24 protein-coding genes are annotated in these 23557 nt (G+C 73.6%); 14 read left to right on the top strand and 10 right to left on the bottom strand.

Annotated elements, in window-relative coordinates:
* Positions 1–149: 149 nt before the first annotated feature.
* Together J2X68_RS31200 and J2X68_RS31195 are read right to left on the bottom strand one after the other, a co-directional pair.
* Entirely contained in the window at positions 150–329 is a 180-nt protein-coding gene (locus tag J2X68_RS31200) for a hypothetical protein (RefSeq protein WP_078890313.1), read from the bottom strand.
* A 204-nt stretch (positions 330–533) separates the two neighbouring features.
* Positions 534–1409 (bottom strand): undecaprenyl-diphosphate phosphatase, encoded by an 876-nt coding sequence (locus J2X68_RS31195; protein ID WP_310435943.1) that lies wholly within the window; start codon positions 1407–1409, stop codon positions 534–536.
* Between the two features lie 824 nt (positions 1410–2233).
* On the opposite strand from J2X68_RS31195, the gene J2X68_RS31190 reads away from it, so the two are divergent.
* The 4 genes from J2X68_RS31190 to J2X68_RS31175 all read left to right on the top strand — a co-directional run bounded on the left by J2X68_RS31190 (position 2234) and on the right by J2X68_RS31175 (position 5987).
* Positions 2234–3517: a Gfo/Idh/MocA family oxidoreductase gene (locus J2X68_RS31190; RefSeq protein ID WP_310435942.1), complete on the top strand. Its 1284-nt coding sequence runs from the start codon at positions 2234–2236 to the stop codon at positions 3515–3517.
* Positions 3514–4443 carry a PmoA family protein gene (locus tag J2X68_RS31185; protein WP_310435941.1) on the top strand — a complete coding sequence of 310 codons (930 nt, stop codon included), beginning with the start codon at positions 3514–3516 and terminating at the stop codon, positions 4441–4443. The genes J2X68_RS31190 and J2X68_RS31185 overlap by 4 nt, the downstream gene beginning before the upstream one ends.
* Entirely contained in the window at positions 4437–5153 is a 717-nt protein-coding gene (locus tag J2X68_RS31180; RefSeq protein WP_310435940.1) for a cupin domain-containing protein, read from the top strand. Before J2X68_RS31185 ends, J2X68_RS31180 begins: the two co-directional genes overlap by 7 nt.
* Positions 5154–5270: 117 nt before the next feature.
* Positions 5271–5987: a hypothetical protein gene (locus J2X68_RS31175; RefSeq protein WP_310435939.1), complete on the top strand. Its 717-nt coding sequence runs from the start codon at positions 5271–5273 to the stop codon at positions 5985–5987.
* A 215-nt stretch (positions 5988–6202) separates the two neighbouring features.
* Here J2X68_RS31175 and J2X68_RS31170 read toward each other — a convergent pair whose 3' ends face one another.
* Positions 6203–6673, bottom strand: coding sequence for a helix-turn-helix domain-containing protein (locus tag J2X68_RS31170; RefSeq protein ID WP_310435938.1), 471 nt, complete (start codon positions 6671–6673; stop codon positions 6203–6205).
* A gap of 135 nt (positions 6674–6808) precedes the next feature.
* Here J2X68_RS31170 and J2X68_RS31165 point away from each other — a divergent pair, with 135 nt between their 5' ends.
* Entirely contained in the window at positions 6809–7978 is a 1170-nt protein-coding gene (locus J2X68_RS31165) for a thiolase family protein (protein ID WP_310435937.1), read from the top strand.
* Positions 7979–8043: 65 nt separating this feature from the next.
* Here the strand turns inward: J2X68_RS31165 and J2X68_RS31160 are convergent, their stop codons facing one another.
* Positions 8044–8847 (bottom strand): VTT domain-containing protein, encoded by an 804-nt coding sequence (locus tag J2X68_RS31160; protein WP_310435936.1) that lies wholly within the window; start codon positions 8845–8847, stop codon positions 8044–8046.
* Positions 8848–8896: 49 nt separating this feature from the next.
* Here J2X68_RS31160 and J2X68_RS31155 point away from each other — a divergent pair, with 49 nt between their 5' ends.
* Complete coding sequence (locus J2X68_RS31155; RefSeq protein WP_310435935.1) at positions 8897–9625, top strand: DNA alkylation repair protein; 729 nt, start codon at positions 8897–8899, stop codon at positions 9623–9625.
* Between the two features lie 13 nt (positions 9626–9638).
* Here the strand turns inward: J2X68_RS31155 and J2X68_RS31150 are convergent, their stop codons facing one another.
* Positions 9639–10199 carry a hypothetical protein gene (locus tag J2X68_RS31150; protein ID WP_310435934.1) on the bottom strand — a complete coding sequence of 187 codons (561 nt, stop codon included), beginning with the start codon at positions 10197–10199 and terminating at the stop codon, positions 9639–9641.
* A 266-nt stretch (positions 10200–10465) separates the two neighbouring features.
* Here J2X68_RS31150 and tuf point away from each other — a divergent pair, with 266 nt between their 5' ends.
* Together tuf and J2X68_RS31140 are read left to right on the top strand one after the other, a co-directional pair.
* The gene (gene tuf, locus J2X68_RS31145) at positions 10466–11647 is read left to right on the top strand and encodes an elongation factor Tu (protein ID WP_310435933.1); all 1182 of its coding nucleotides are present in this window, start codon (positions 10466–10468) and stop codon (positions 11645–11647) included.
* 141 nt (positions 11648–11788) lie between these two features.
* The gene (locus tag J2X68_RS31140; protein ID WP_310436000.1) at positions 11789–12580 is read left to right on the top strand and encodes a fused MFS/spermidine synthase; all 792 of its coding nucleotides are present in this window, start codon (positions 11789–11791) and stop codon (positions 12578–12580) included.
* A 116-nt stretch (positions 12581–12696) separates the two neighbouring features.
* Here the strand turns inward: J2X68_RS31140 and J2X68_RS31135 are convergent, their stop codons facing one another.
* On the bottom strand, positions 12697–13743 hold the full coding sequence (locus J2X68_RS31135; protein ID WP_310435932.1) for a hypothetical protein: 1047 nt from the start codon (positions 13741–13743) through the stop codon (positions 12697–12699).
* Between the two features lie 247 nt (positions 13744–13990).
* Between J2X68_RS31135 and J2X68_RS31130 the strand changes: the two genes are divergently transcribed.
* Positions 13991–14428: a DUF4442 domain-containing protein gene (locus tag J2X68_RS31130; protein ID WP_310435999.1), complete on the top strand. Its 438-nt coding sequence runs from the start codon at positions 13991–13993 to the stop codon at positions 14426–14428.
* A 90-nt stretch (positions 14429–14518) separates the two neighbouring features.
* Here J2X68_RS31130 and galU read toward each other — a convergent pair whose 3' ends face one another.
* The gene (galU, locus tag J2X68_RS31125; RefSeq protein ID WP_310435931.1) at positions 14519–15448 is read right to left on the bottom strand and encodes a UTP--glucose-1-phosphate uridylyltransferase GalU; all 930 of its coding nucleotides are present in this window, start codon (positions 15446–15448) and stop codon (positions 14519–14521) included.
* A gap of 408 nt (positions 15449–15856) precedes the next feature.
* Here galU and J2X68_RS31120 point away from each other — a divergent pair, with 408 nt between their 5' ends.
* Together J2X68_RS31120 and J2X68_RS31115 are read left to right on the top strand one after the other, a co-directional pair.
* Positions 15857–17761, top strand: a complete 1905-nt coding sequence (locus J2X68_RS31120; protein WP_310435930.1) for an RICIN domain-containing protein — start codon at positions 15857–15859, stop codon at positions 17759–17761.
* Positions 17762–18172: 411 nt separating this feature from the next.
* Positions 18173–18826, top strand: coding sequence for a DedA family protein (locus J2X68_RS31115; RefSeq protein WP_310435929.1), 654 nt, complete (start codon positions 18173–18175; stop codon positions 18824–18826).
* Positions 18827–18835: 9 nt separating this feature from the next.
* Here the strand turns inward: J2X68_RS31115 and J2X68_RS31110 are convergent, their stop codons facing one another.
* On the bottom strand, positions 18836–19363 hold the full coding sequence (locus J2X68_RS31110; RefSeq protein ID WP_310435928.1) for a gamma carbonic anhydrase family protein: 528 nt from the start codon (positions 19361–19363) through the stop codon (positions 18836–18838).
* Between the two features lie 77 nt (positions 19364–19440).
* On the opposite strand from J2X68_RS31110, the gene J2X68_RS31105 reads away from it, so the two are divergent.
* Positions 19441–20232, top strand: a complete 792-nt coding sequence (locus J2X68_RS31105; protein WP_310435927.1) for an acyltransferase — start codon at positions 19441–19443, stop codon at positions 20230–20232.
* A 1-nt stretch (position 20233) separates the two neighbouring features.
* Here the strand turns inward: J2X68_RS31105 and J2X68_RS31100 are convergent, their stop codons facing one another.
* Positions 20234–21091: a DMT family transporter gene (locus J2X68_RS31100; protein WP_310435926.1), complete on the bottom strand. Its 858-nt coding sequence runs from the start codon at positions 21089–21091 to the stop codon at positions 20234–20236.
* Positions 21092–21196: 105 nt separating this feature from the next.
* On the opposite strand from J2X68_RS31100, the gene J2X68_RS31095 reads away from it, so the two are divergent.
* Together J2X68_RS31095 and J2X68_RS31090 are read left to right on the top strand one after the other, a co-directional pair.
* Positions 21197–21769: an XRE family transcriptional regulator gene (locus J2X68_RS31095; protein WP_310435925.1), complete on the top strand. Its 573-nt coding sequence runs from the start codon at positions 21197–21199 to the stop codon at positions 21767–21769.
* 43 nt (positions 21770–21812) lie between these two features.
* On the top strand, positions 21813–22370 hold the full coding sequence (locus J2X68_RS31090) for a YbaK/EbsC family protein (protein WP_310435924.1): 558 nt from the start codon (positions 21813–21815) through the stop codon (positions 22368–22370).
* Positions 22371–22372: 2 nt separating this feature from the next.
* On the opposite strand, the gene J2X68_RS31085 is transcribed toward J2X68_RS31090, so the two are convergent.
* Complete coding sequence (locus tag J2X68_RS31085) at positions 22373–23506, bottom strand: cation diffusion facilitator family transporter (protein WP_310435923.1); 1134 nt, start codon at positions 23504–23506, stop codon at positions 22373–22375.
* Between the last annotated feature and the right edge of the window lie 51 nt (positions 23507–23557).

The raw sequence follows: 23557 nt of genomic DNA, 5'->3' as shown, positions 1-23557 counted from the left end.
GGACGACACGGCGGGAGCGGAGGAAGGGCGTAGGAGCGGGCGAAAGAGAAGGAGAGGGAAGGGCGAGGGAGGGGAGAGGGCGCGCGGCAGGCGGCAGGCGGCAGGGGTCGACGGGCGGGGGAGTGGGGGAAGGGAGCCGCGGGGAGGGCTCAGGCTGCCCTGACGACCTCGCCGCGGATCGCGATGGCCCACTCGACGACCAGCAACTCGTACTCCGCCCGCTCCTGGGCGGAGAGCGAACCGCCCGCGCGCAGCCAAAGGGCCCGGATCCGCTCATTTAACTCGGCAGCGGACCGCACGGAACCAGAGGGCACTGAGTTGGGGGACATGGGCCAAGCCTAGGCGCAAGCACTGACAGTGCGCTACCGGACGGCTACGCGCGCGGATATGGGCTTGGTCACGGCTGATCGATCAACTCCGGTGGCCCTCCCGCCGGTTCGGTCGGGAGGGCTGATCCGCGCGGCGACGCGAGCCCTCGTGGGGGCCGGGCGGGGGCTGAGCAGGGGGGCGGGCGGGAGGCTGGGCGGGGGCGGTCAGCCCGCCGACTCCGCCGCGTGCGGGCTCAGCGAACCCGTCGCGACCAGGGCGATGATCACGATGCCGAGGACGACGCGGTAGTAGACGAACGGCATGAAGGACTTGGTGCTGATGAACTTCATGAACCAGGCGATGACCGCGTACCCGGACGCGAAGGCGATCACCGTCGCGAACATCGTCGGCCCCCAGGCCACGTGCCCGCCCTCCATCGCGTCCTTCAACTCGAAGACGCCGGAGGCCAGTACGGCCGGAATGGCCAGCAGGAAGGAGTAACGGGCCGCGGCCTCGCGCTTGTAGCCCATGAACAGGCCGCCGCTGATGGTGGCGCCGGAGCGCGAGACGCCGGGGATGAGCGCGCAGGCCTGGCAGAGGCCGAAGATCAGGCCGTCCTTGACGCCCAGGTTCTCCAGGTTCTTGCGCTGCTTGGGCGCGCGGTGCTTCCCGCCCGTCTCGTCACGGGCCGCCAGCCGGTCGGCGATGCCGATCACGATGCCGATGACGACGAGCATCGTGGCCGTGATCCGCAGGTCGCGGAACGGGCCCTCGATCTGGTCCTTCAGTGTCACGCCGAGGACGCCGATCGGGATCGAGCCGACGATCACCAGCCAGCCCATCTGGGCGTCGTGGTCCTTGCGCATCGTCTTGTCGAACAGTGACCGGCTCCACGCCGAGATGATCCGGCCGATGTCCTTGCGGAAGTAGATCAGGACCGCGGCTTCCGTGCCGATCTGCGTGATCGCCGTGAAGGCGGCGCCGGGGTCCTTCCAGCCGGAGAACGCCGCGGTCAGCCGCAGATGCGCGCTGGAGGAGACGGGGAGGAACTCGGTCAGCCCCTGGACGAGTCCGAGGATGAGGGATTCAAACCAAGACATGAGGTTACGGAGTCCAAGTGCCGATCGGAGAGGGCGACGGCGACGGTCGGCCCGCCGCGCGCGATGATCAGGTGATCAAGTGTGTGCCGGGGGGAAGCGTAGCGTTCCCGGATGACAGGCCCGGCACAGGGGTTTCGCAGGCGACCCACGAGCCAGCGCGCCGACGGCGCCCGTCCCTCCCCACAAGCGACAAAAGCCCTTACGTGACGAGCACGCGCCCTCACGCGAGAAACGAGCCCGCGCTCTGCCTCCGCCGTCCCGTTCCGTTCGGTCCCGTGTCTCCTGTCCCGTGCCGTGCCAACCTGTCCCGTGCCGTGCCGACTCGTCCCGTGCCGACTCGTTCCGTGCCGACTCGTCCCGTTCCGTGCCGACTCGTCCCGTTCCGTGCCGACCTGTCCCGCCCTGCGCCGACCCACCCCGCCCCGTGCCGACCTGTCCCGCCCTGCGCCGACCCACCCTGCCCCGTGCCGACCCACCCCGCCCCGTGCCGCCCCGCCCCGCGCCTCTCGCCCTCAGGTCGCCCGAGCTCCCGAGTCGTCGCGCGGCCGCCCTCGCCCGGCAGCACGCGGCTCCTGAGCCTCTCCTCCGTCCGCCGCGTGCCCCCGCCTCCTGCCCGCCCCGCCCCGCGGTGCCCGCCCGCACGCGGCTCACGTGCGGATCGGTTGGTCGGAGAGGTGTCCCCATGGTTGACCGGCCGCCCGGCCGCCGCATACGTTGCTGCCGATGGGAAAGCGCTTGCTGTCTGCAGGTACTGCACGCTTTCCCCTCGGTTGCTGGCCCGCTCGGTCGTTCGGCCGTACGTCGGAGGAGTGCTGATCACGCCCATGCCCCCATCCACTCCGCTGCCCGCACTCGCCGGCCGCCGTGTCCGGGCCGCCATCGTCGGCATCGGCGCGATCGGGCGCGGCTCCCATCTGACCGCCCTGCGGCAGCTCGCCGCCGAGGGCGAGGCCGAGGTCGTGGCGGCCGTCGACATCGATGCCACCGCCGTCGAGGCCTTCTGCGCGGAGAGCGGGGTTCCGCACGCGTACACCGACCTCGAGCGGATGCTGACGGAGCAGCGCCCCGACCTGGTGACCATCTGCACCCCGCCGACCCTGCACCGCGAGCAGAGCGTGGCGGCGCTGCGGGCCGGCGCCTGGGTGTGGTGCGAGAAGCCCCCGGTGCCGACCCTCGCCGACTACGACGCCGTGCAGGCGGAGGAGGGCCCCGAGTCGGGGCCGTACTCCTCGATCGTCTTCCAGCACCGTTTCGGATCCGGGAGCCGGCACGTGCGGCGACTGCTCGCCGACCAGGCCCTCGGGCGGCCGCTGGTCGCGCACTGCCAGACCACCTGGTACCGCGACACCGCCTACTACGCCGTGCCGTGGCGCGGGCGCTGGGAGACCGAGGGCGGCGGCCCCGCAATGGGCCACGGCATCCATCAGACGGACCTGCTGCTCGACCTGCTGGGCCCGTGGAGCGAGGTGCGCGCGATGGCCGGCCGGCTCGTGCACGACGTGGAGACCGAGGACGTGTCCACCGCCTTGGTCCGCTTCGAGAACGGGGCCATGGCGACGGTCGTCAACAGCGTCCTGAGCCCCGACGAGGTGAGCCGCATCCGTATCGACTGCGAGCGCGCCACCGTCGAACTCACCCACCTCTACGGCCACTCCAACGCCGACTGGCACATCACGCCCGCCCCGGACGTCCCCGCCGAACTGGCAGCGGAGTGGCAGGACTTCGGCGCCGACGTCCCGAGCTCGCACCTGGCGCAGCTGCGCGAGCTGATCGCGAGCATGCGTGCCGGCCGGCGCCCGCGCAGCAGCGGCGCGGACGGACGCACCAGCCTGGAGCTGATCAGCGCGCTGTACAAGTCGGCGTTCACCGACACGACGGTGCGGCGGGGCGAGATCGGGCCGGGCGATCCGTACTACACGGCCCTGCACGGCGGCGCCCCCGGCTGGGCGCCCGGCACGGTCGGGATCCCCGCGCAGACGGCGGCGGGCACGGACAGGGGGACGACGGCGGAGAACCCGGAGAACCCGGAGAACCCGGAGAACCCGGAGAACCCGGAGAACCCGGAGAACCCGGAGAGCGCGGAGACCAACGCGGAGGTGTCCGCGTGAGCGGTGATCTGCGGGTCGTCCACGCGCCCGGCGACCGCGTCACGGTGACCGATCCGGCCACCGACGTCGAGTTGCTCGCCTACGTCTACCGCCCCGAGGCGGCCTGGGAGGCGCCGCGGCCGTACATCCACCCGCTGCGGACCCTCGCCGGTGACGTCGTCACCGACTACCGGCCCAACGACCACCGCTGGCACAAGGGCCTGTCACTGACCGCCTCGCACCTCTCGGGCGCCAACCTGTGGGGCGGCAACTCGTACGTGCACGGCGAGGGGTATCTCGAACTCCCCGAGCGGGTCGGTTCGATGGCGCACGCCGGCTTCGACGAGGTGGCGGCGGCCGACGGCCGGGCCGTCATCGCCGAGCGGCTGACCTGGCATCCGCACAGCGGCGAGCTGTGGGCGCGGGAGGCGCGCCGGATCGAGGTGCACGACGTCGACCGGGAATCCGGTTCCTGGGCGCTGACCTGGACCAGTGCCGTCACCAACCGCAGGGACGAGCCGCTCCGCTTCGGCAGTCCGACCACCGCCGGACGGGAACTGGCCGGATACACCGGCCTGTTCTGGCGCGGCCCGCGCGCCTTCCGTGACGGCCGGATCATCGGCCCGGACGGCGAGGGCCCCGGGCTGATGGCCTCGCAGAGCCCCTGGCTCGCCCTGTCCGGCGAGCACGACGGCGCCGACGGCCGTGCCACTGTCGTCTTCGCGCACGCCCCCGAGAACGACCACTCCGGCGCCCGGGGCGCGCACCCCGCGCACTGGTTCGTCCGCAACGAGCCGTTCGCGGGCATCGCCCCCTCCTGGTCCTTCTTCGACGAACTCGAGCTCGCCCCCGGCGACACGCTCACCCGCCGCTACCGCGTGGTGGTGGCCGACGGCGCCTGGGAGCGGGAGGAGATCGCCGCGTACCTGGAAGCGCATCCGTGGTGAGTGCGTACGGGGGACTGCCCGGCGGGGTCGGCGTCTCGCGGCTGCGCGTGTACGACTGGCCCGCCGCCGACGGTCTGCGCGGCGGAACTCCTCATCTGCACCTGACGTGTTCCGAGGGGTACGTGGTCACGTCCGGGCACGGCGCGGTGCAGACCCTGACGGCGTCCGGGTACGAGGTCACCCCTCTCGCGGCGGGCACGGTCGCCTGGTTCACGCCGGGCACCGTCCACCGACTGGTCACTGAGGACGACCTGCGCATCACCGTCCTGATGCAGAACGGCGGACTGCCGGAAGCCGGCGACGCGGTGCTCACCCTGCCGCCGGAGTACCTCACCGACCCCGGGACGTACGCCGCCGCGACCGTGATCCCGGCCGGCGTGTCGCGGGAGGAGCAGGCCCGGTTCGCCCGTGCCCGGCGCGACCTCGCGCTGGAGGGTTACCGCGCGCTGCGCGAGGCGGCGGACGTTGCGGCCGCCCTGGCCGCCTTCCACCGGTCCGCCGCCGCGCTGGTGGAGCCCCGGCTCGCGCAGTGGCGCGAGCGCTGGCTCCGCGGTGCGCGGGCGGCCGCGCAGGCCACGGGGGAGCAGCTCGACCGCCTCTCGGACGGCGATGTCTCCCATCTCGCGCAGGCCGTCGTCCGGGCCGAACAGCCCGCTGCGCACGGCGGGTTCGGGATGTGCGGGTGGCTGGACGCGTACGCACTGCCGTAGTGCCGGGTCATCAGGGCACGGGGGATCGGCTGACGTAGTTTCCGCGATGCCCCGCGCGCCGCGCCTTTCCCGCCGCGATGATCCGTTCGACCGATGTCGACAGCGGGGAGTCAGCAGGTGCGGATCACAGTGACGGCGGCGGCTCTTCTGGCAGCGGTTCTGGTGGCCGGATGCGGGGGCGGGGGCGGCGACGGCTCCGCCGCGAAGACCACGGATTCCGCGGCCGCGCGGGGATCCGGCTCCGGATCGGGGTCGGGGCCGGCCTCCGGTTCCGCGGCGGGGGCGCCCGCCGAGACGCTCGGTGAGGCTCAGCTGAAGTCCGCCGCGCTGGCCGGCGGGGACGTGGACGGCTACCAGATCACCGATTTCCCCGTGAAACCCGACGGCGACTCCACCGCCCGGCCCGCGGACTGCCAGCCGCTGGAGGACATGCGCACCGCCTCGCCGGACCCGGGCCCCGAGGCGTTCGTCGGCCTCCTCGCCTTCGGGGGAGCGGGTCCCACCGCGGGCTCCGCCACCACCATCGGCCTCATGGCCTACGACCGGTCCGACGCCGGGGGCGTCCTCGACGGCCTGCGCACCGCCCTGAAGAAGTGCGCCGCCTACGAGGGGGGCGTGCCCGCCCGTACCACCGTCGCGGCGGCCACCGCCCCCGACGCGGGCGACGAGGCGGTCGCCTTCGGCCTGCGGACCCGGGGAGACGGCGAGGACGCGTTCGTCGTCGTGCGCACCGGCGCCACGGTCGTCCTGTTCTACACCGCCACCGGCACCGGTTCCGCGGCGAAGGTGCCGGCGGAGCTGGTCACCGCGCAGATCCGGAAACTGGAGGCCTGACGGCCGTCACCCGGGCCCCCGCGCCGGCGGGCGTCCCCGGGACAGTGGCCGCAGGCCCGCGCTCGTGCCCGTGCGGGGGCCTGCGGGCGCGCCGCCGGCCGCCCGGGGCCGGGAAGGCGGCGGGGGAGGGCGGGTGAGAGACCGCCGGTGCTGCCCGGAGCGCCCGCCGCCGCCGGCGAGGGTCGTCGCGGGGTCGGGTCCGGCGCGTTCGCCGTTCAGGCGGCCGACGGGCCCGCCACCGTCCAGCCCGGAGCCTGCGGGTGGGCGCTCACGTCCTCGTGGCGGACCTGGTCGCCGCAGGCGGCACAGGTGACCACCGGGACCAGCTCGTTGCCGCAGGCGTGCTCGAGCACCATGGGGCGGTCGTCGTCCGCGCGGAGGTGGCGGTCGCCCCAGGCCATGAGGGTCATCAGGACCGGCTCCAGTTCGAGCCCCGCCTGCGTGGGCCGGTACTCGAATCGCTGCGGACGCTCGCTGTAGGCCCGCCTGGTCAGGATCCCGGCGTCGACGAGGCGGCGCAGCCGGGTGGCCAGGATGTCGCGCGGGGCGCCGATGTTGCGTGCCAGCTGGTCGAAGCGGGCGTTGCCCAGGCACACCTCCCGCAGGACGAGCAGGGAGTACTTCTCGCCGACGAGGGCGAGGGCGTCGGCGATCGAGCAGGGGCGCGGGTCTTTGGAGGCGGCCATGACGGCCAGTCTAGGGGAGGGTTGGAAAAACAAATCGAGGTTGGTTGGATTTTCCAACCCACGGAGCTATGGTGAGTTCGGATTTCCTACTCACCGGTAGTTTCCCTGCTCGTCCTCGTCATGGAGGCACCGCACATGCGTGACGCAGTCATCGTCGAAGCCGTACGCACCCCGATCGGCAAGGGCAAGCCGGACGGCTCCCTCGCCCACGTCCACCCCGTCGAACTCCTCGCCCACACCCTGCGCACCCTCGTCGACCGCTCCGGCGTCGATCCCGCGCTGATCGACGACGTGATCGGCGGCACCGTCGACCAGGTCGGCGAGCAGGCCATGAACACCACCCGCTACGCGCTGCTCTCGGCGGGCTTCCCGGAGACGGTGCCCGCGACCACCGTCGACCGGCAGTGCGGCTCCTCCCAGCAGGCCGTGCACTTCGCGGCCCAGGGCGTCGTCTCCGGCGCCTACGACCTCGTCGTCGCCTGCGGTGTCGAGTCGATGAGCCGGGTCCCGATGTGGTCCAACGTGCCGCCGGGCAAGGACCCCTTCGGCCCCGGCGTCGCCGCGCGCTACCCGGAGGGGCTCGTCCCGCAGGGCATCAGCTCCGAGCTCATCGCCGCCAAGTGGTCCATCACGCGGGAGCAGATGGACGCCTTCGCGGTCTCCTCGCACCGCAAGGCCGCCGACGCCTGGACGCGGGGGCTCTTCGACGCCGAGGTGGCGCCGCTGGACGGCGTCTCGCGCGACGAGTGCGTACGGCCCGGGAGCACGCCCGAGATCCTCGCGGGCCTCAAGCCCGCCTACTACGACCCGGCCTTCGCCGAGCGCTTCCCGCAGATCGAGTGGAACGTCACCGCGGGCAACGCGAGCCCGGTCAACGACGGCGCCTCGGCCGTGCTGATCACCTCGAGCGAGACCGCCGCACGCCTCGGTCTGCGCCCGCTCGCCCGGCTGCACAGCTTCGCCGTCACCGGCTCGGATCCGCTGCTGATGCTGACCGGTGTGATCCCGGCGACCGAGAAGGTGCTGCGCCGGGCGGGGCTGCGGCTCGACGACATCGACCTCTTCGAGGTCAACGAGGCGTTCTCCAGCGTGGTCCTGGCCTGGCGGCAGGAGACCGGCGCCGACCTGGTCAAGGTCAACGTGCACGGCGGCGCGATCGCGCTCGGACACCCGCTCGGCGCGAGCGGCACCCGGCTCACGACGACCCTCGTCCACGCCATGCGGGAACGCGGGGCCCGCTACGCCCTCCAGACGATGTGTGAGGCGGGCGGGCTCGCCAACGCCATGGTGCTGGAATCCGTGTAGCCGGCCGGGGACGAGGGCTGGAACCGGTGCCAGCGCAAGTGCCGGTGCCGCTGCCGGTACGGCTGCTACCGGCGGCGCAGGTGGTGGCGCTTGCGCCAGGCCACCACCGCGCCGGCCAGCGCCGGCAGGGCGATGCAGGCCATCGCGATCAGGAAGGCCGGCGAGGTCGGGGAGGAGGCTCGGGCCCCGGCGACGACGTAGGCGGCGGTGTTCGGCACCGAGCCCAGCGCGGTCGCCACCAGGAAGGACAGCCAGCCCATACGGGAGACGGCGGCGCAGTAGTTGGCGGCCCAGAACGGCACCCCGGGGAACAGCCGGGCCGCCAGCATCGAGCGCATGCCGTGCCGGCTCAGCTGGCCGTCCGCCGCCTTGAGCAGCCGGCCCCGCAGGAGCGGCCGCAGCGCGTCCTGCCCGAGGACCCGGCCCAGCCCGAAGGCGATCCCGGCCCCCAGCACCGTGCCCGCGAGCGCCGCGGCGATGCCCCACTGGGAGCCGAACAGGGCTCCCGCGGCCAGGTTCAGCAGCGGTCGGGGCACGAACGCCACCGTGCACAGTCCGTACGCCACCGCGAAGACCGCGGCCGCCGCGACGCCGCCCAACTGGGGCGGCCAGCCGTCCGCGAGGAGTCTCTGCGGCTCGAAGAGCAGCACGCTCGACGCGGCCGCCGCCAGCAGCGTGACCAGCAGCGCGAAACGGGACCAGGGCGAGCGCAGCACTCTCGCGCAGCGCGCGGCGAGGCCGCCGGGCGCCGCGACCGCCGGAGCGACGGACGCGATGACGGGAGCGAGCGGGGGGACGACGAGCTCCGTGGCGATGGCCCGGGGAGTGGCCGTGGCGGTGCCCCCAGAGCGGGTGGTGGCATCGAGCATCCCGCGACACTAACCGACGGGGATGTGTGATCGCCGTATGGTTCGTCTCATGACGGTCACAGGTGCGGGTGCGATCGGCGTGCCGGACAGCGTTCTGGCCGACCTCGTGCTGGAGCGGCTGACGACCGCGTACGGCGCCGCGGCCGACCCGGGCCGGGCGGCGGCCATGCGCGCGTACATGAAGGACGTGGCCCCCTTCCTCGGCCTGGCCACCCCCGCCCGCCGGGCCCTGTCCCGCACCGTCCTCGCGGGCACGCCCCGTCCCGACGAGGCCGACTGCACGGCCATCGCGCTGCGCTGCTGGGCGCTGCCGCAGCGCGAGTACCACTACTTCGCCGTCGACTACCTGCGCCGGCACGCGCCCCGCCTGTCGTCGGCCTTCCTGCCCGTGGCGCGCCGGCTGGTGACCACGACCTCCTGGTGGGACACGGTCGACCTGCTCGCCGCCCACGTGGTCGGCGCCCTCGTCGCCGCCGACCCCCGGCTGGGCGCCGAGATGGACGTCTGGATCGCCGACGAGGACCTGTGGGTCGCCCGCACCGCCCTGCTCCACCAGCTCCGCTACAAGGAACGCACCGACACCGGCCGTCTGTTCGCCCACTGCCTGCTGCAGTCCGGCCACCCGGACTTCTTCGTGCGCAAGGCCATCGGCTGGGCCCTGCGCGAGTACGCCAAGACCGACCCCGCGGCCGTCCGCGCCTTCGTCGCCCGCGAGCGGGGCCGCTTCGCGCCGCTGACGGTCCGTGAGGCACTGAAGAACCTCGGGGACCCGGTCTAGTCCCGCTCCGCGGCTACGAGGGCCGCAGGCGGGGCGCCTCGTCGTCCGGGGTGTGCGGGCTCGCGAAGTGGAAGGGCACCGAAAGACGCGCGGCCAGGGCCCTGCCCACCTTGTCGGCGACGGCCGCACAGGGATGGGTCAGGGCGGGGTCCGTGCCGTCGAGATGCTGTCGGGCCGCGTGCCCGTGGACGGTGGCCAGCGGATGCTCGCCCTCGGGGTCGGCGGTGACGGCGTACAGGACCACGAACCAGTCGTGGAACGTGTCCCCGTCCCAGACGACCTCGATCGCCACGACACGGCCCGGCGCACCGGCCGCGCGAGCGGCCAGCGACTCCAGGTCCAGCGGGTCGTCGGGGGTCCGGGCGATCCGGTCGCCGTGGTGGAGATAGCGCTCGTGGACGACGAGTTGCGCCTCGTGGAGCCCGACGCCGTGGGCCCGGCCGGCCTCCCAGGCGGCGCGGATCGCCCGCATCCGGGCGTCCTGGAGGACATAGCCGTCCACCTGGCGCCGGACGCCTTCCGGCAGCGCCTCCCACCACCGCTCCCACGACTGTGCCGTGCTGCTGTCGGTCATCAGGACCGCGACCCCCTCCGTCGGGCGAAAACCATTCGACGCCGAACGAACCGTCGGCGATCATCGACACCATGTTCCGGTACGCCTTCCTCCTCGCGGCATCCGCATGCGCGGATACGCCGAAGGCTGCCGTCCCGCTCCTCGTGGCCGCTGTCGACGGCGCCCGAAGCTGACCCTCTCCGGATCGTCCGGCGGACCCCGCAGGGGGAGGGTCGGTCAGGTTCCCGGGGTCCCCGCTTCCTACGGACACGCTGCGAGGTACAGCCATGCCCAAGACCGCGTACGTGCGGACCAAACCACACCTCAACATCGGCACCATGGGCCACGTGGACCACGGCAAGACCACCCTGACCGCCGCCATCACCAAGGTCCTCGCCGACCGCGGCGCCGGCGCCTTCGTGCCGTTCGACCGCATCGACCGGGCTCCGGAGGAGGCCGCGCGCGGCATCACCATCAACATCGCGCACGTCGAGTACGAGACCGACACCCGGCACTACGCCCACGTCGACATGCCGGGTCACGCCGACTACGTCAAGAACATGGTCACCGGGGCCGCGCAGCTCGACGGGGCGATCCTCGTCGTCTCCGCGCTCGACGGGATCATGCCGCAGACCGCCGAACACGTCCTGCTCGCCCGGCAGGTGGGCGTCGACCACATCGTCGTCGCGCTCAACAAGGCCGACGCCGCCGAGGACGGCGAGGATGACGATGTGATCGACCTGGTCGAACTGGAGGTCCGCGACCTGCTCACCGAGCACGGGTACGGCGGCGACACCGCGCCCGTCGTCAGGGTGTCGGGGCTGCGGGCCCTGGCCGGCGACCCACGCTGGACGGCGTCGATCGACGCGCTGCTCGACGCGGTGGACACCTATGTGCCCATGCCCGAGCGGTATCTGGACGCGCCGTTCCTGCTGCCGGTGGAGAACGTGCTCACCATCACCGGCCGGGGGACGGTGGTCACCGGCGCCGTGGAACGCGGGACGCTGCGCCTGGGAGACCAGGTGCAGGTGCTCGGCGCGGGCGTCGAGACCGTCGTGACGGGCGTCGAGACCTTCGGCAAGCCGATGGAGGAGGCGCAGGCCGGGGACAACGTGGCCCTGCTGCTGCGCGGAGTGCCCCGGGACGCCGTCCGGCGGGGCCACGTGGTGGTGGCGCCGGGCAGCGTGACGCCCAGCCGTCGGTTCAGGGCGCGGGTGTACGTGCTGTCCGGGCGGGAGGGCGGCCGCACCACGCCCCTCTCGACCGGCTACCGGCCCCAGTTCTACATCCGTACGGCGGACGTCGTCGGGGACGTGGACCTGGGCGGGACCACGGTCGCGCGGCCCGGGGACACGGTCGTCATGACCGTCGAGCTGGGCCGCGAGGTTCCGCTGGAGCCCGGCCTCGGCTTCGCCGTCCGCGAGGGCGGGCGCACCGTGGGGGCGGGAACCGTGACCGCCGTGCTGTGACGGCGGCCGGTGTCCGTGGCCGGCGTGCGCGGGGCCCGCGGGCCGTGCCCCTGCGGGGGTGTGGCCCGCAGGCACAATGGGACGGTGAACGACGAGCCCCTACCCGTCTCCCGCGCCGTCGACCACGGCACCGCCAAGCTGATGCCCGACGTGGGCCGGGAGCGGGCCTGGCTGCTGACCGTCGACGGCGCGCCGCAGTCGTACGTCGACCTGGACGAGCCGACGTACCTGGAGTTCGAGTACACGCGACGCCTGGGGCACGTCCTGGACACCGTCGCCGAGCCGGGACGTCCCCTGGACGTGCTGCATCTCGGCGGCGGTGCGCTCACCCTGCCCCGGTACCTGGCCGCGACCCGGCCGGGTTCCCGGCAGGACGTCGTCGAGTTCGACCGAGGTCTGCTGGAGCTGATCGCCGAGCACCTGCCGGTCCCGGCCGGGGCGGGCGTCGCGCTGCACGTTGCCGACGCGCGGGACTGGCTGGAGGCGGCCCCGGACGGCTCCGCCGACGCCCTCGTCGCCGACGTCTTCGCCGGCTCGCGCGTCCCCGCCCATCTGACGACCCTGAGCTACGCCCGGGAGGCCGCACGGGTCCTGCGCGGCGACGGCGTCTATCTGGCGAACCTCGCCGACGGGGCGCCGTTCGGCTTCCTGCGGTCCCAGCTCGCCAACCTCGCCGCGGTGTTCGAGGAGCTCGCCCTCATCGCGGAGCCCGCCGTCCTGCGCGGCCGCCGGTTCGGCAACGCGGTGCTCGTCGCCGCGCACCGCCCGCTCGACGTGACCGCCCTGGCCCGCCGCACCGCTTCCGACGCCTTCCCGGCCCGGGTCGAGCACGGCCCCGGCCTGCGCCGTTTCGTCGGCGACGCCCGGCCGGTACGGGACGAGGGCGCCGTACCGTCCCCCGAACCGCCCGACGGCGCGTTCGGCATCGGCTGAGCGCCGGTCACCGCCACCGGCCGGCGAGCGCCCCGCCGGGACCCGCCGGACCGGCCACCGGCCCGCCGTCCCCGCGGCGTTCCGCGGCGCGCTGCCGGTGACCCGGAGCCCGGCGGCTAGTTCTGCGTCGGCGTGCCGTTCAGCCGTACGGTGCTGAGGATCTGCATGATCGTGGCCTTGGGAAGTTCGTCCTTCACGCCCTTGGCCCCGTACAGGTTCCACGACACGTAGTCGCCGTTGGAGTTCTTGAAGCCGAACGTGATCGCCTTGCCGTCGCTGTCGCACTTGCCCTTCTGGGGCGTGTTCGTCGACTGGGCCCAGGCGTAACTGCCCACGATGCCGGAGGCGGTGGTGAAGGCGGTGGCCTTCTTGTCGAAGGTCAGGCTCTTCTTGTCCGGCTCGGTGTAACCGCCGAAGACCCACCAGGCGGGCGTGTTGATGGCGATCTCGTCGGTGCTCTTGGCGCCTTCGGCGCCCTTGCTGCCGACCACGGCCAGCGCGGTGTCCTCGGTCTTGCCGTCCTTGTCGGAGTCCGTGGAGCACCACTTCGACTTGAACTCGGCCGTGCCCCCTTGCAGGATCTGGTCGTAGCCGTCGGACTGCTCCTTGTCCTCCCACTCGAAGCCCTGGCTGAGGGTCGGCGACTGGACCTCCCAGTCCGCCGGCACGTCGAAGGCGATGCCCCACTTGGGGTTCACCACGACCTTCCAGCCGGCGATCGTCGCCTTCGCGGTCTCGTTGCTGCGCGGGTTGTCGTCCGTGCCCGCCGTCGAGGAGCCGGAAGCCGGGGCGGAACCGGACGTGGAGACCGAGGGGCTCGCGCTGCCCTTGCTCGCGTCGACCTCGTCGTCATCGCCGCCCAGCACCAGGAACCCGGTGACGCCGGCCGCCACGACGACGGCCGTGGCCGCGACGATCGCGATCAGCTTCGTCCGGTTGCCACCGCCCGCGCCGCCGCTGCCGGGCGGCGGTGTGGGCGCGCCCGCGGGCGACGGAGCGCCCCACTGCGGCTGCTGCGCGTAAGGGTGGGGCTGCTGTCCCGGCTGCTGCTGGTAACCGGGCTGCTGATAGGGATTCGGCTGCTGGTATCCCGGCTGCTGGTACGGATTGTTCTGCGCCTGCGGGTTCTGCTCTCCCCCGGGCGGCTGCTGTCCTGGCCACATGGCCAGAAACCCTAGTGCCGTCCGGGACACGATTCGGTCACCGCCCCTTGTCAGGGACGTACCGAATCGGGACGCGCGGGGACGGAACACGCGAACTGTGCCCCCGAACTTCCGGAATGCGGCATCCGCGCCCGCGCCGCCGGCCCTCGTGAGGCCGTGGGGCCGCCGGCGCGCACGGCGATCGGCACGCCGGTCTGGTCAGCCGAAGCTACTCACAGGTAACATCTTGCCCATGAGCGCAGACCAGATGTCCATCGGCGAGATGCTCGCCGCCACGGTGCCCATGGCCCGGACCCTGAACCTCGAGTTCCTCGAGGCGGGCCCGGAGAAGGCCGTGGTCGCCCTGCCCGACCAGAGTGAGTTCCACAACCACGTGGGCGGGCCGCACGCCGGGGCGATGTTCACGCTCGGCGAGTCCGCCAGCGGGGCGATCGTCCTCGCCGCGTTCGGCGACCAGCTCTCCCGGGCCGTGCCGCTCGCCGTCGGCGCCGAGATCGCCTACCGCAAGCTCGCCATGGGCGTGGTCACCGCCACCGCCACGCTGGGCCGCCCGGCCGCCGAGGTCGTCGCGCAGCTCGACGCGGGGGAGCGGCCCGAGTTCCCGGTCGCGATCGAGATCCGCCGCGCCGATGGGGCCGTCACCGGGGAGATGACGGTGACCTGGACCCTGCGTCCCAACAACTGACCGGCGGTACGGCGTCCGGACAGGGCGCCGGTCCCGGTCGCGTCGGCGCCGGGGGCCGGTGCGGCGCCGTCCGTCACCGTCGCGCGCCGGTCAGGCCGCCAGTCGTTCCCGGGCCGCGTCGACGTCCTCCAGACCCGCCACGAACTCCTTCAGCCAGGCGACGAACTCGGGCCCCAGATCGGGCCGGTCGCAGGCCAGGCGGACGACCGTGCGCAGATAGTCCGCCTTGTCGCCGGTGTCGTAGCGGCGGCCCGAGAAGATCACGCCGTGCACCGTGCCGCCCGCCGCGAGTTCCTGGAGGGCGTCGGTGAGCTGTATCTCACCGCCGCGGCCGGGCGCGGTGCGCTCCAGGACGTCGAAGACGGCCGGGTCGAGGACGTACCGTCCGATGACCGCGTACCGGCTGGGCGCGTCCTCGCGCGCGGGCTTCTCCACCAGGCCGGTGACGCGCACCACCCCGTCCTCGCCGGACGGCTCCACGGCCGCGCAGCCGTAGAGGTGGACCTGCTCCGGCGGCACCTCCATCAGGGCGACCACGCTGCCGGCGTACCGGTCGCGGACCTCCAGCATCCTGCTGAGCAGGGTCTCCCGCGGGTCGATGAGGTCGTCGCCGAGCAGCACCGCGAACGGCTGGTCGCCGACATGGTTGCGGGCGCAGAGCACCGCGTGGCCGAGCCCGAGCGGGTCGCCCTGCCGGATGTGATGGATGTCGGCGAGCCGGGCCGGATCCCGCACCGCGTCCAGCCGGACCGTGTCGCCCTTGGCGGCGAGCGCCTGCTCCAGTTCGAAGGCGTGGTCGAAGTGGTCCTCGATGGCCCGCTTGTGCCGGCCCGTGACCATCAGGACGTCGTCCAGACCCGCGGCGGCCGCCTCCTCGACGACGTACTGGATGGCCGGCTTGTCGACCACCGGCAGCATCTCCTTCGGCGTCGCCTTGGTGGCGGGCAGGAAGCGGGTGCCGAGGCCGGCGGCCGGGACGACTGCTTTGCGGACACTGGGTGCGGAGTGGGGGGCGCTCATGGGGCCAGGGTGTCCCACGGGGATGGGAGTACCCCGAGAGCCGCATCTGAGATTCCTGTGGGCCGTCCCTGCGCGAGAGGGACGGTTCGCTCCGGCGTGGACGGCGGGGAGATTCCGTGCGTCATCCAGCTTTGCGCGTACACAAGTTGAGTCCGGGGGTCCGGGCGACTTTTCGAATGCGGGTGCGGATACCGTCGGTAACTCATCTGATATTCCCGCGCTTTGCACCTGGGGCACTCGCACTCCTTGTTTCCTGTGAGGCGCGTGTGCGAAGGTGAGCCTCCCCTTACGGACGGGCCGGATCAGACCAACGTGCCTGGTCAGGCCAAAGGTATGCACCAATCAGGCGCCGACTTTCCGACACCGTGCTTTTCCGTGCCGTTCTTCGGCTTGGAAGGAAATGGTTCCGTGCAATCCCCCAACCCCCCACGCCCGCCCTACCCGCCCCGCCCCGGCCGGCCCCCCGGAGATTCCGATCCCCGGCTCGCCGCGCGGTTGGCCTCCCGGCCGGCCGGCGACGACGGGCGCGCCCGCGCGGTGGCCCTGCTGTTCGCCCGTCACTGGCGGGCGGCCCACGACTACGCGACCGTCTGCCTGGCCGGCACCGAGGACACGGCGCGGCTCGTGGCCGCCGCCGCGTTCCACGAGGTGCTGGGCAGGCTCGCGGAGGGTCGCACCGGCGGCGCCCTGCGTCCCCAACTCCTCGTCGCCGTACGGGAGACGGTCCGTGAATGGGCAGGCGCCGACGGAGTGGCCGATGTTCTGCCGGAGCTGCGGAGAACCGTCGGCGGCCGCGGACTGCGCGCCGCCCGGGCGGTGACCGCCGAAAGGCGGCAACTCGCCGAGCGCTCTTTCCAGTTGCTTCCGGCCGCCTCCCAATGCCTGTTGTGGCACACGGAGGTGGAGGCGGAACCCATATCCGTACCGGCCGGTCTGTCCGGCGTGGACGACCTCTCCGCGGCGGCCGCCCTGGAACAGGCGCGGGAACAATTCCGGGCGGGCTGCGTACGTGCCCACCGGGAACTCGCGCCGACGAGCGAATGCCGCTTCTACAACCGTCTCCTCGACATTCCGCTGCGCCGCGGCGGAACCCTGCTGCCCGATGTGCGGCAGCATCTCGCGCACTGCCGCTTCTGCCGGCACGCCGCCGAACAGCTCAGCCATTTCGACGACGGCCTCGACGTGCTGCTCACCGAGGCCGTGCTGGGCTGGGGCGCCCGCCGCTACCTCGACTCGCGCCCCGGGCGCACGCCCTCCGCCGACGCCCCGGTCCGGCCCGCGGCGCCGGCCGGGCCCGCCGCGCGGCGCCCGCCCGTCGCGGGCGGCCGGCACCGCACCACCTCGGCCGGACTGCTCGCCCTGCCGGGCCGGCGGCCCAGGGCCGTGCTGGTGGGCGTGGGCCTGACCTCGCTGGTGCTGATCGCCACCGTCTTCGCGGCCAAGGGCTGGTCCGATGACAACGGTGTCCCCGCTCCCGGGACCGCCACCTGGGGCGCGCCCGCCGGCGGGACAGACACCCCGGCCACCGGCGCACGGGGTCTGCCCGGAGGCTCCGCGGCCGGACCCCCGTCGGCCGCCTCCGCGTCCCGGTCCTCGGAGGTCGCCCACGGCAGGCTGCGCGGTCCGGGCACGGAGCTCTGCCTCGACGCCGCCCGCGGCCAGGACCGGCCCGGAGCGGGCCTCGTCCTCGCGGCGTGCTCGTCGGCCGCGTCCCAGCAGTGGTCGTACCAGGACGACGGGCTGCTGCGCAGCGCGGCCGACCCGACGCTCTGCCTGGGCGCGGACCCCGGCCGGCGGACGACCGCCCTGGTCAGCTGTCTGGTGCACGCGGGCGAGACGTTCTTCGACCTGACCGTCCGCGGGGAACTCCTGCTGCGGCGGGACGACGGCCTGGCCGTCGCGCGCGCCGCGGGCACGCCGGGCGCGGCCGTGGTCGTCACCGAGCGGGACGGTTCCGGCGGACAGCGCTGGGTGTTCGACACCGCCGGAGGTGCGCCGGGGGCGTCCGGTCCGGAGCCGCGCGGTGCGACGGAGGAGCCCGCCCCCGGCGCCCCCGGCGCACCGGATCTCCCGGCGCCCGGGGGCGACCGGCCCCTCGCCCCCGAGGACTCGCCGGCGCCCGCCGGAACGGCTCCGGCGGCTCCGGAGTTCGGGACGAGGGTCGCCCAGGTGCAGTGCTGCGACCAGCCGCCGGCCGGCCCGACCGGGTCGCCGGACCCCGCCGCGGTCCTCGACGTCCTCCCGGTGACCGCCGGGGTGTCCGACGCGCTGGGCGACGCCGTCGCCGACGTGACCGGCTCGCTCGGCCGCTGAGCCCGGAACCGGGAGGAGGGGCCGCCCGAGGGGAGTGGCCCCTCCTCCCCCCCCGTCGACCGCCGTGACGCCGTCCCTGACGCCGCCGTGGTCGCTCGCGGCCGGTGAGCGGGCCGGCGGTCGGCGTGCAGGCCGGCGTGGCGGCGACGGCGCGGTCCTCGCGTGAACGGTGGCGGCACGGTGGGTCGTTGCTCCGTCACGGTCACGTGGCGGCGCCGTCGTCGCGAGGGCCCCGGCTCGCGTGTCCGCGGCGCGGTGATCCTGCTCGCCGGTGAGGGGGTCGGTCTGATGCCCGGCTCGCGTGTCCGCGGCGCGGTGGGCCGCAGCACGCGACGGGCCGGGTCCGGCCGAACCGGTAGGCTTCCCGGGAAGGCAAGGCTGCCCAGGGACGTCTAACGGGAGGAACCCGCGGTGCACGTGCAGGAATGGCTCGACACGGTGCCCGCGGCCGCCGTCTACGCCCTCGTCGGGCTCGTGATCGGACTGGAGAGCCTCGGCATCCCGCTGCCGGGCGAGATCGTCCTGGTCTCGGCGGCGCTGCTGTCCTCCCAGCACGGCGGCGTCAACCCCGTCGTCCTCGGCGCGTGCGCCACCGCGGGCGCCGTGATCGGCGACTCCATCGGCTACGCCATCGGCCGCAAGGGCGGCCGCCCGCTGCTCGCCTGGCTCGGCGCGAAGTTCCCCAGGCATTTCGGCGAGGGGCACATCGCGACCGCCGAGCGGTCCTTCGAGAAGTGGGGCATGTGGGCCGTCTTCTTCGGCCGCTTCGTCGCCCTGCTGCGCATCTTCGCCGGCCCGCTCGCGGGCGTCCTGCACATGCCGTACTGGAAGTTCCTCGTCGCCAACGTCCTCGGCGGCATCGCCTGGGCGGGCGGCACGACGGCCGTCATCTACTACGTGGGCGTCGTGGCGGAGTCCTGGCTGAAGAGGTTCTCGTACCTGGGGCTGGTGCTCGCGGTGCTGATCGGCCTCACGTCGATGCTGATCATCAAGCGCAAGGCCAAGAAGATGCAGAGCACGTCGCGCGAGGCCGAGGCGGAGACGGTGCCCGCCGCCGCCGAGTAGGGGACCGCCCTACTCGTGGACCTTCCCGTGGGCCTTGGCCAGGTCCGCGTAGAGCGTGCCGTTCAGCGTCACACCCTGCCGCTCCTCCTCGCTCAGCTCCCGCCTGACCTTCGCCGGCACACCCGCGACCAGCGAGCCCGGCGGGACCTCCATCCCCTGGGGCACGAGCGCCTGCGCGGCGACCAGCGAACCCGCCCCGATCACCGCCCCGTTGAGCACGGTCGCCCCCATGCCGATGAGGCAGTCGTCCCCGACCGTCGCCCCGTGCACGACGGCGTTGTGGCCGACGGACACCCGCTCGCCGATCGTCACCGGAAAGCCGGGGTCGGCGTGCAGCGTCACGTTGTCCTGGATGTTGGCGCTCGCCCGGACGGTGATCCGCTCCACGTCACCGCGCACCACGGCCCCGTACCAGACGCTCGCGCCCGCCTCCAGCGTCACGTCCCCGATCACCGAGGCGGTCGGCGCCACGAACGCCTCGGCGTCGATCTCCGGTTCCCTGCCGCCGATGCCCACGATCAGCGCCTTGTGCGTCATCACCGTCTCCTCGTGTCGGTCGTCCCACGGCACCGTACGCCACCCCGGTGGGGCGAAGATCACAGGGGCTTCGGCGTATGGCCGCACCGCGCGCTGAGTACGGTGAGCGGGTGCCGAAGCCCTGGAACACGTTCTCATCATGGCGGCGTCGACTGGTGCAGCGCGCCGTCCACGCCGGCTGGGCGTGGGTGCAGCGCACGGGTTCCGTCACCGCCGAGCACCCCGGACGCTTCCGCTTCGGCTCGATCGGCCCGGGCACCCGGCTCGCCTTCCCGCTCGGCACCGTCTTCGGGGAGCCCTGGATCCATCTCGGCGCACACTGCATCGTGGGCGAACAGGTCACCCTGACCGCCGGTCTGATGCCCGACCTGGACCTCGGTCCTGACCCGATCCTGCGTCTCGGTGACGGCGTGGTGCTCGGCCGGGGCAGCCATGTCATCGCCGACACCACGGTCACCATCGGCAGCGACTGCTACTTCGGTCCCTACGTCTACGTCACGTCGACGAACCACTCCTACGACGATCCGCACGAGCCGATCGGCAAGCAGTGGCCCCGCATGGAGCCCGTGGAGATCGGCCCGGGGTGCTGGATCGGCACCGGTGCCGTGATCCTGCCGGGCGCGCGGATCGGACGGAACGTCGTCGTCGCGGCCGGGGCGGTGGTGCGCGGCACGGTGCCCGACCACAGCGTCGTCGCGGGGGCGCCCGCCAAGGTCGTACGGCGCTGGACGCCGGCCGAGGGCTGGCAGCCGCCGCTGCGCACCCCGGCGCCGGTGCCCATCCCGGACGGGGTCACCTCGGACCAGCTGGTCGCGCTGTCGGGACTGGACGAGGAGACGGCGGCCGCGCTGGCCCGGCTGGACCCCTAGGTCACCCGGTCGCCAGCAGCAGCGTGCCGACCAGGGCGAGGCCCGCGCCCGCCGCCTGGACCGCGCGCAGCCGCTCCCGCAGGAAGCCGCGCGCGGCGAGGGCGGTCACCACCGGGTAGAGCGAGGCGAGCACCGCGGCCACCGTGACCGGGCCGTGCTGGGCGGCGACGGCGTAGGTGCCGTTCGCGGCGACGTCGGCCAGCCCGACGAACCCGTACGCCGGCAGGGCGGACCAGGTCGAACCGCCCTCGGGAAGCGCGGGCGTCCCGCGCCGGACGGCCAGGTACAGCGCCGCCCCGCCGGTGGCCACATTGGTCACGCGCTGCACGAACAGGGCGAGGAACAGGCCGGTGACCGTGGTGGACGCCTCGGTGATCAGGACGAACACCGTGCCGAAGCCGAGGGCAGCGACCAGTGTGAGCAGGACGGCCTGCCGCTGCACCGGGGCGCCCCTCAGCTGGGGGCCGCCCGCCAGGACGACCCCGATCACCGCGACCGCGATGCCCGCGACCTGGACGAGTCCGGGCCGCTCGCCGAGTACCAGTCCGACGGAGACCGGCACGGCCACGCTGAGGGTGGCCAGCGGCGAGACGACGCCCATGGGGCCGAGCGCGAGCGCCTTGTAGAAGGAGAACAGGGCGACCGGTCCCACCAGCCCGGCCGCGACCGCGAACCACAGGCGGGGGCCGGCCTCGCTCCACCCTCCGGTGGCGACCACGATCGCCCCCAGGACGACGGCCGCGATCGACTGCGAGACCACGACCACGGTGAGCGCCGGGGTCCGGCGCGTCAGCAGCCCCCCGCCGAAGTCGGCCAGGCCCCACAGAAGGCTGGTGGCCAGGGCGAAGAGTGCTGTCACGGGGCCCTCGCAGTACAGTTCGGTGCACGATCAGGTGCACCCCACGGTAGTACAGGGAAGTGGATCCTGGCATCCAGAATATTGGACTCCCGAAGTGGACGGAACGTGTCGGACCTCGAACTCCTGACCCAGTCCCTGGCGCGCAACGTCAAGCACTGGCGCGCGGTGCGCGGCTTCACCCTGGACGTGCTCGCCGCCCGGGCCGGGGTCAGCCGCGGGATGCTCATCCAGATCGAGCAGGCCCGCACCAACCCGAGCATCGGCACGGTGGTCAAGATCGGTGACGCGCTCGGCATCAGCGTCACCACGCTCCTCGACTACGAACGGGGCGCGAAGGTCCGTATCGTCCCGGCCGATCAGGCGGTCCGGCTGTGGCACACCGACGCCGGCAGCTACAACCGGCTGCTCGCCGGAGCGGAGGCGCCCGGACCGCTGGAGATGTGGGACTGGCTGCTGATGCCGGGGGAGAGCAGCCCCTCGGAACCCCACCCCGTCGGCACCGTCGAGCTGGTCCACGTCACCGCGGGCGAACTCACGCTCACCGTGGACGGCGAGGAGTACCGCGTCCCGACCGGCGCGAGCGCCTCGTTCGAGGCGAGCGTCCCGCACGTCTACGGCAACCGGGGCGAGGCGCCGATGGAGATGGTGATGGCCGTCTCGGTGCCGCCCGTGCACTGAGACGCGGCGTCCGCGCGCGGGCCGGTCTTGTTAGCGTGCGGTCATGCGCGCACCCATCGGACACTTCGACACCGCCACCCCCGCCCCCGACTGTCTCGACGAGCTGGTCGGCCCGGTCGCCGACGCCGTGCGCAACTGGAGCGGCAGCGTGCCCGCCGAGCAGTTCGTCCACGTCGACACCGACCCGCAGTGGGCGGACACGGCCGTCTTCGTGGAGCACTACGGCCGGGAGCTGCTGGAGCAGTCCGCCAACTGCGTGGTGGTCGCCGGCAAGCGGGGCGGCGGGACGACCCTCGCCGCGTGTGTCGTGCTGTCCACCACCCGGGTCGACGTCAACGGGGTCGTGCGCCGCCGGCTCGGCGCCCGCAAGGCCTCGTTCGCGGCGATGGACACGGCGGTGGGGGAGACCGGGATGGAGTACGGCGGCATCACGCCGATCGGACTCCCCTCCGGGTGGCCGGTGTTGGTGGACTCCGCCGTCGTCGACCTGCCGTACGTCCTGGTGGGCAGCGGGCGACGGCGCGGGAAGCTGCTCGTGCCCGGCAAGGCGTTCGCCGAACTGCCGGGCGCGGTGGTGCTGGAAGGGCTCGGCCTGGCCTGAGGTCAGGCCGCCGTGTGATGGGCGAGGGCCAGATGCGGGTCGTCCTCGCCCGGCACCGGCGCCGGATCCGCGTGGACCAGCGCGGCCGTCAGGCGCGGCACGGCGTGCAGCAGGGCGTGCTCGGCCGCCACGGCGATCGTGTGCGCCTCGCGCACCGTCGCCTCGCCGTCCACGACGACGGCCACCTCGGCCCGCAGCCGGTGCCCGATCCAGCGCAGCCGCAACTCGCCGACCGCGTGCACCCCTTCGACCTCCCGCAGCGCCAGTTCGGCCCGGTCGACCAGCGCCGGGTCGACGGCGTCCATCACCCGGCGGAACACCTCGCGCGCCGCGTCCCGCAGCACCAGGGCGATCGCCGCGGTGATCGCCAACCCCACCACCGGGTCCGCGAGTTGCCATCCGAGCGCCGAGCCGCCCGCGCCCAGCAGCACCGCCAGCGAGGTGAACCCGTCCGTGCGCGCGTGCAGCCCGTCCGCGACGAGCGCGGCCGAGCCGATCGAACGTCCGACCCGGATGCGGTACCGCGCGACCCACTCGTTGCCCGCGAAACCGGCCAGCGCGGCCACGGCGACCGCGCCGACCTGCTCGACGGGACGCGGGTTCATCAGCCGCTCGACCGCGGTCCATCCCGCGAAGGCCGCCGACGCGGCGATCGTCAGCACGATCGCGATGCCCGCCAGGTCCTCCGCCCGTCCGTAGCCGTAGGTGAAGCGGCGGGTGGCCGCCCGCCGGCCCAGCACGAAGGCGATGCCCAGCGGTACGGCCGTGAGCGCGTCCGCCGCGTTGTGCACCGTGTCGCCGAGCAGCGCCACCGACCCGGACAGCGCGACCACGACCGCCTGCGCGACGGCCGTCACGCCCAGGACCGCCAGCGAGACCCACAACGCGCGCATGCCCCGGGCCGAGGACTCCAGGGCCGGGTCGAGCTTGTCGGCGCTCTCGTGCGAGTGCGGGGTGAGGAGGTGGGCGAGGCGATGGCGCAGGCCCGGCCCGGGGGAGGGGGAAGAGGAGGCGTGGGCGGGCGGGTGGTCGTGCGCGGAGTGGGGGGAGTGGTGGTGCGGGTGTTCGTGGGCGTGGTCGTGAGGGTGCCCGCGGTCGTGCCGGTGGCCGTGCTCGTGGTCGTGCCGCTCGCTCACGTCGATCCCTTCCGGTGCGCCGAGGTGGACGCGCGTGCGCCCACCCCGCCA

It is taken from the genome of Streptomyces sp. 3330, from assembly GCF_031456635.1.
In the GTDB taxonomy this organism is placed as follows: domain Bacteria; phylum Actinomycetota; class Actinomycetes; order Streptomycetales; family Streptomycetaceae; genus Streptomyces.
Note: the sequence above shows the minus strand (reverse complement) of the source record. Positions and strands in the feature narration are given on the sequence as shown.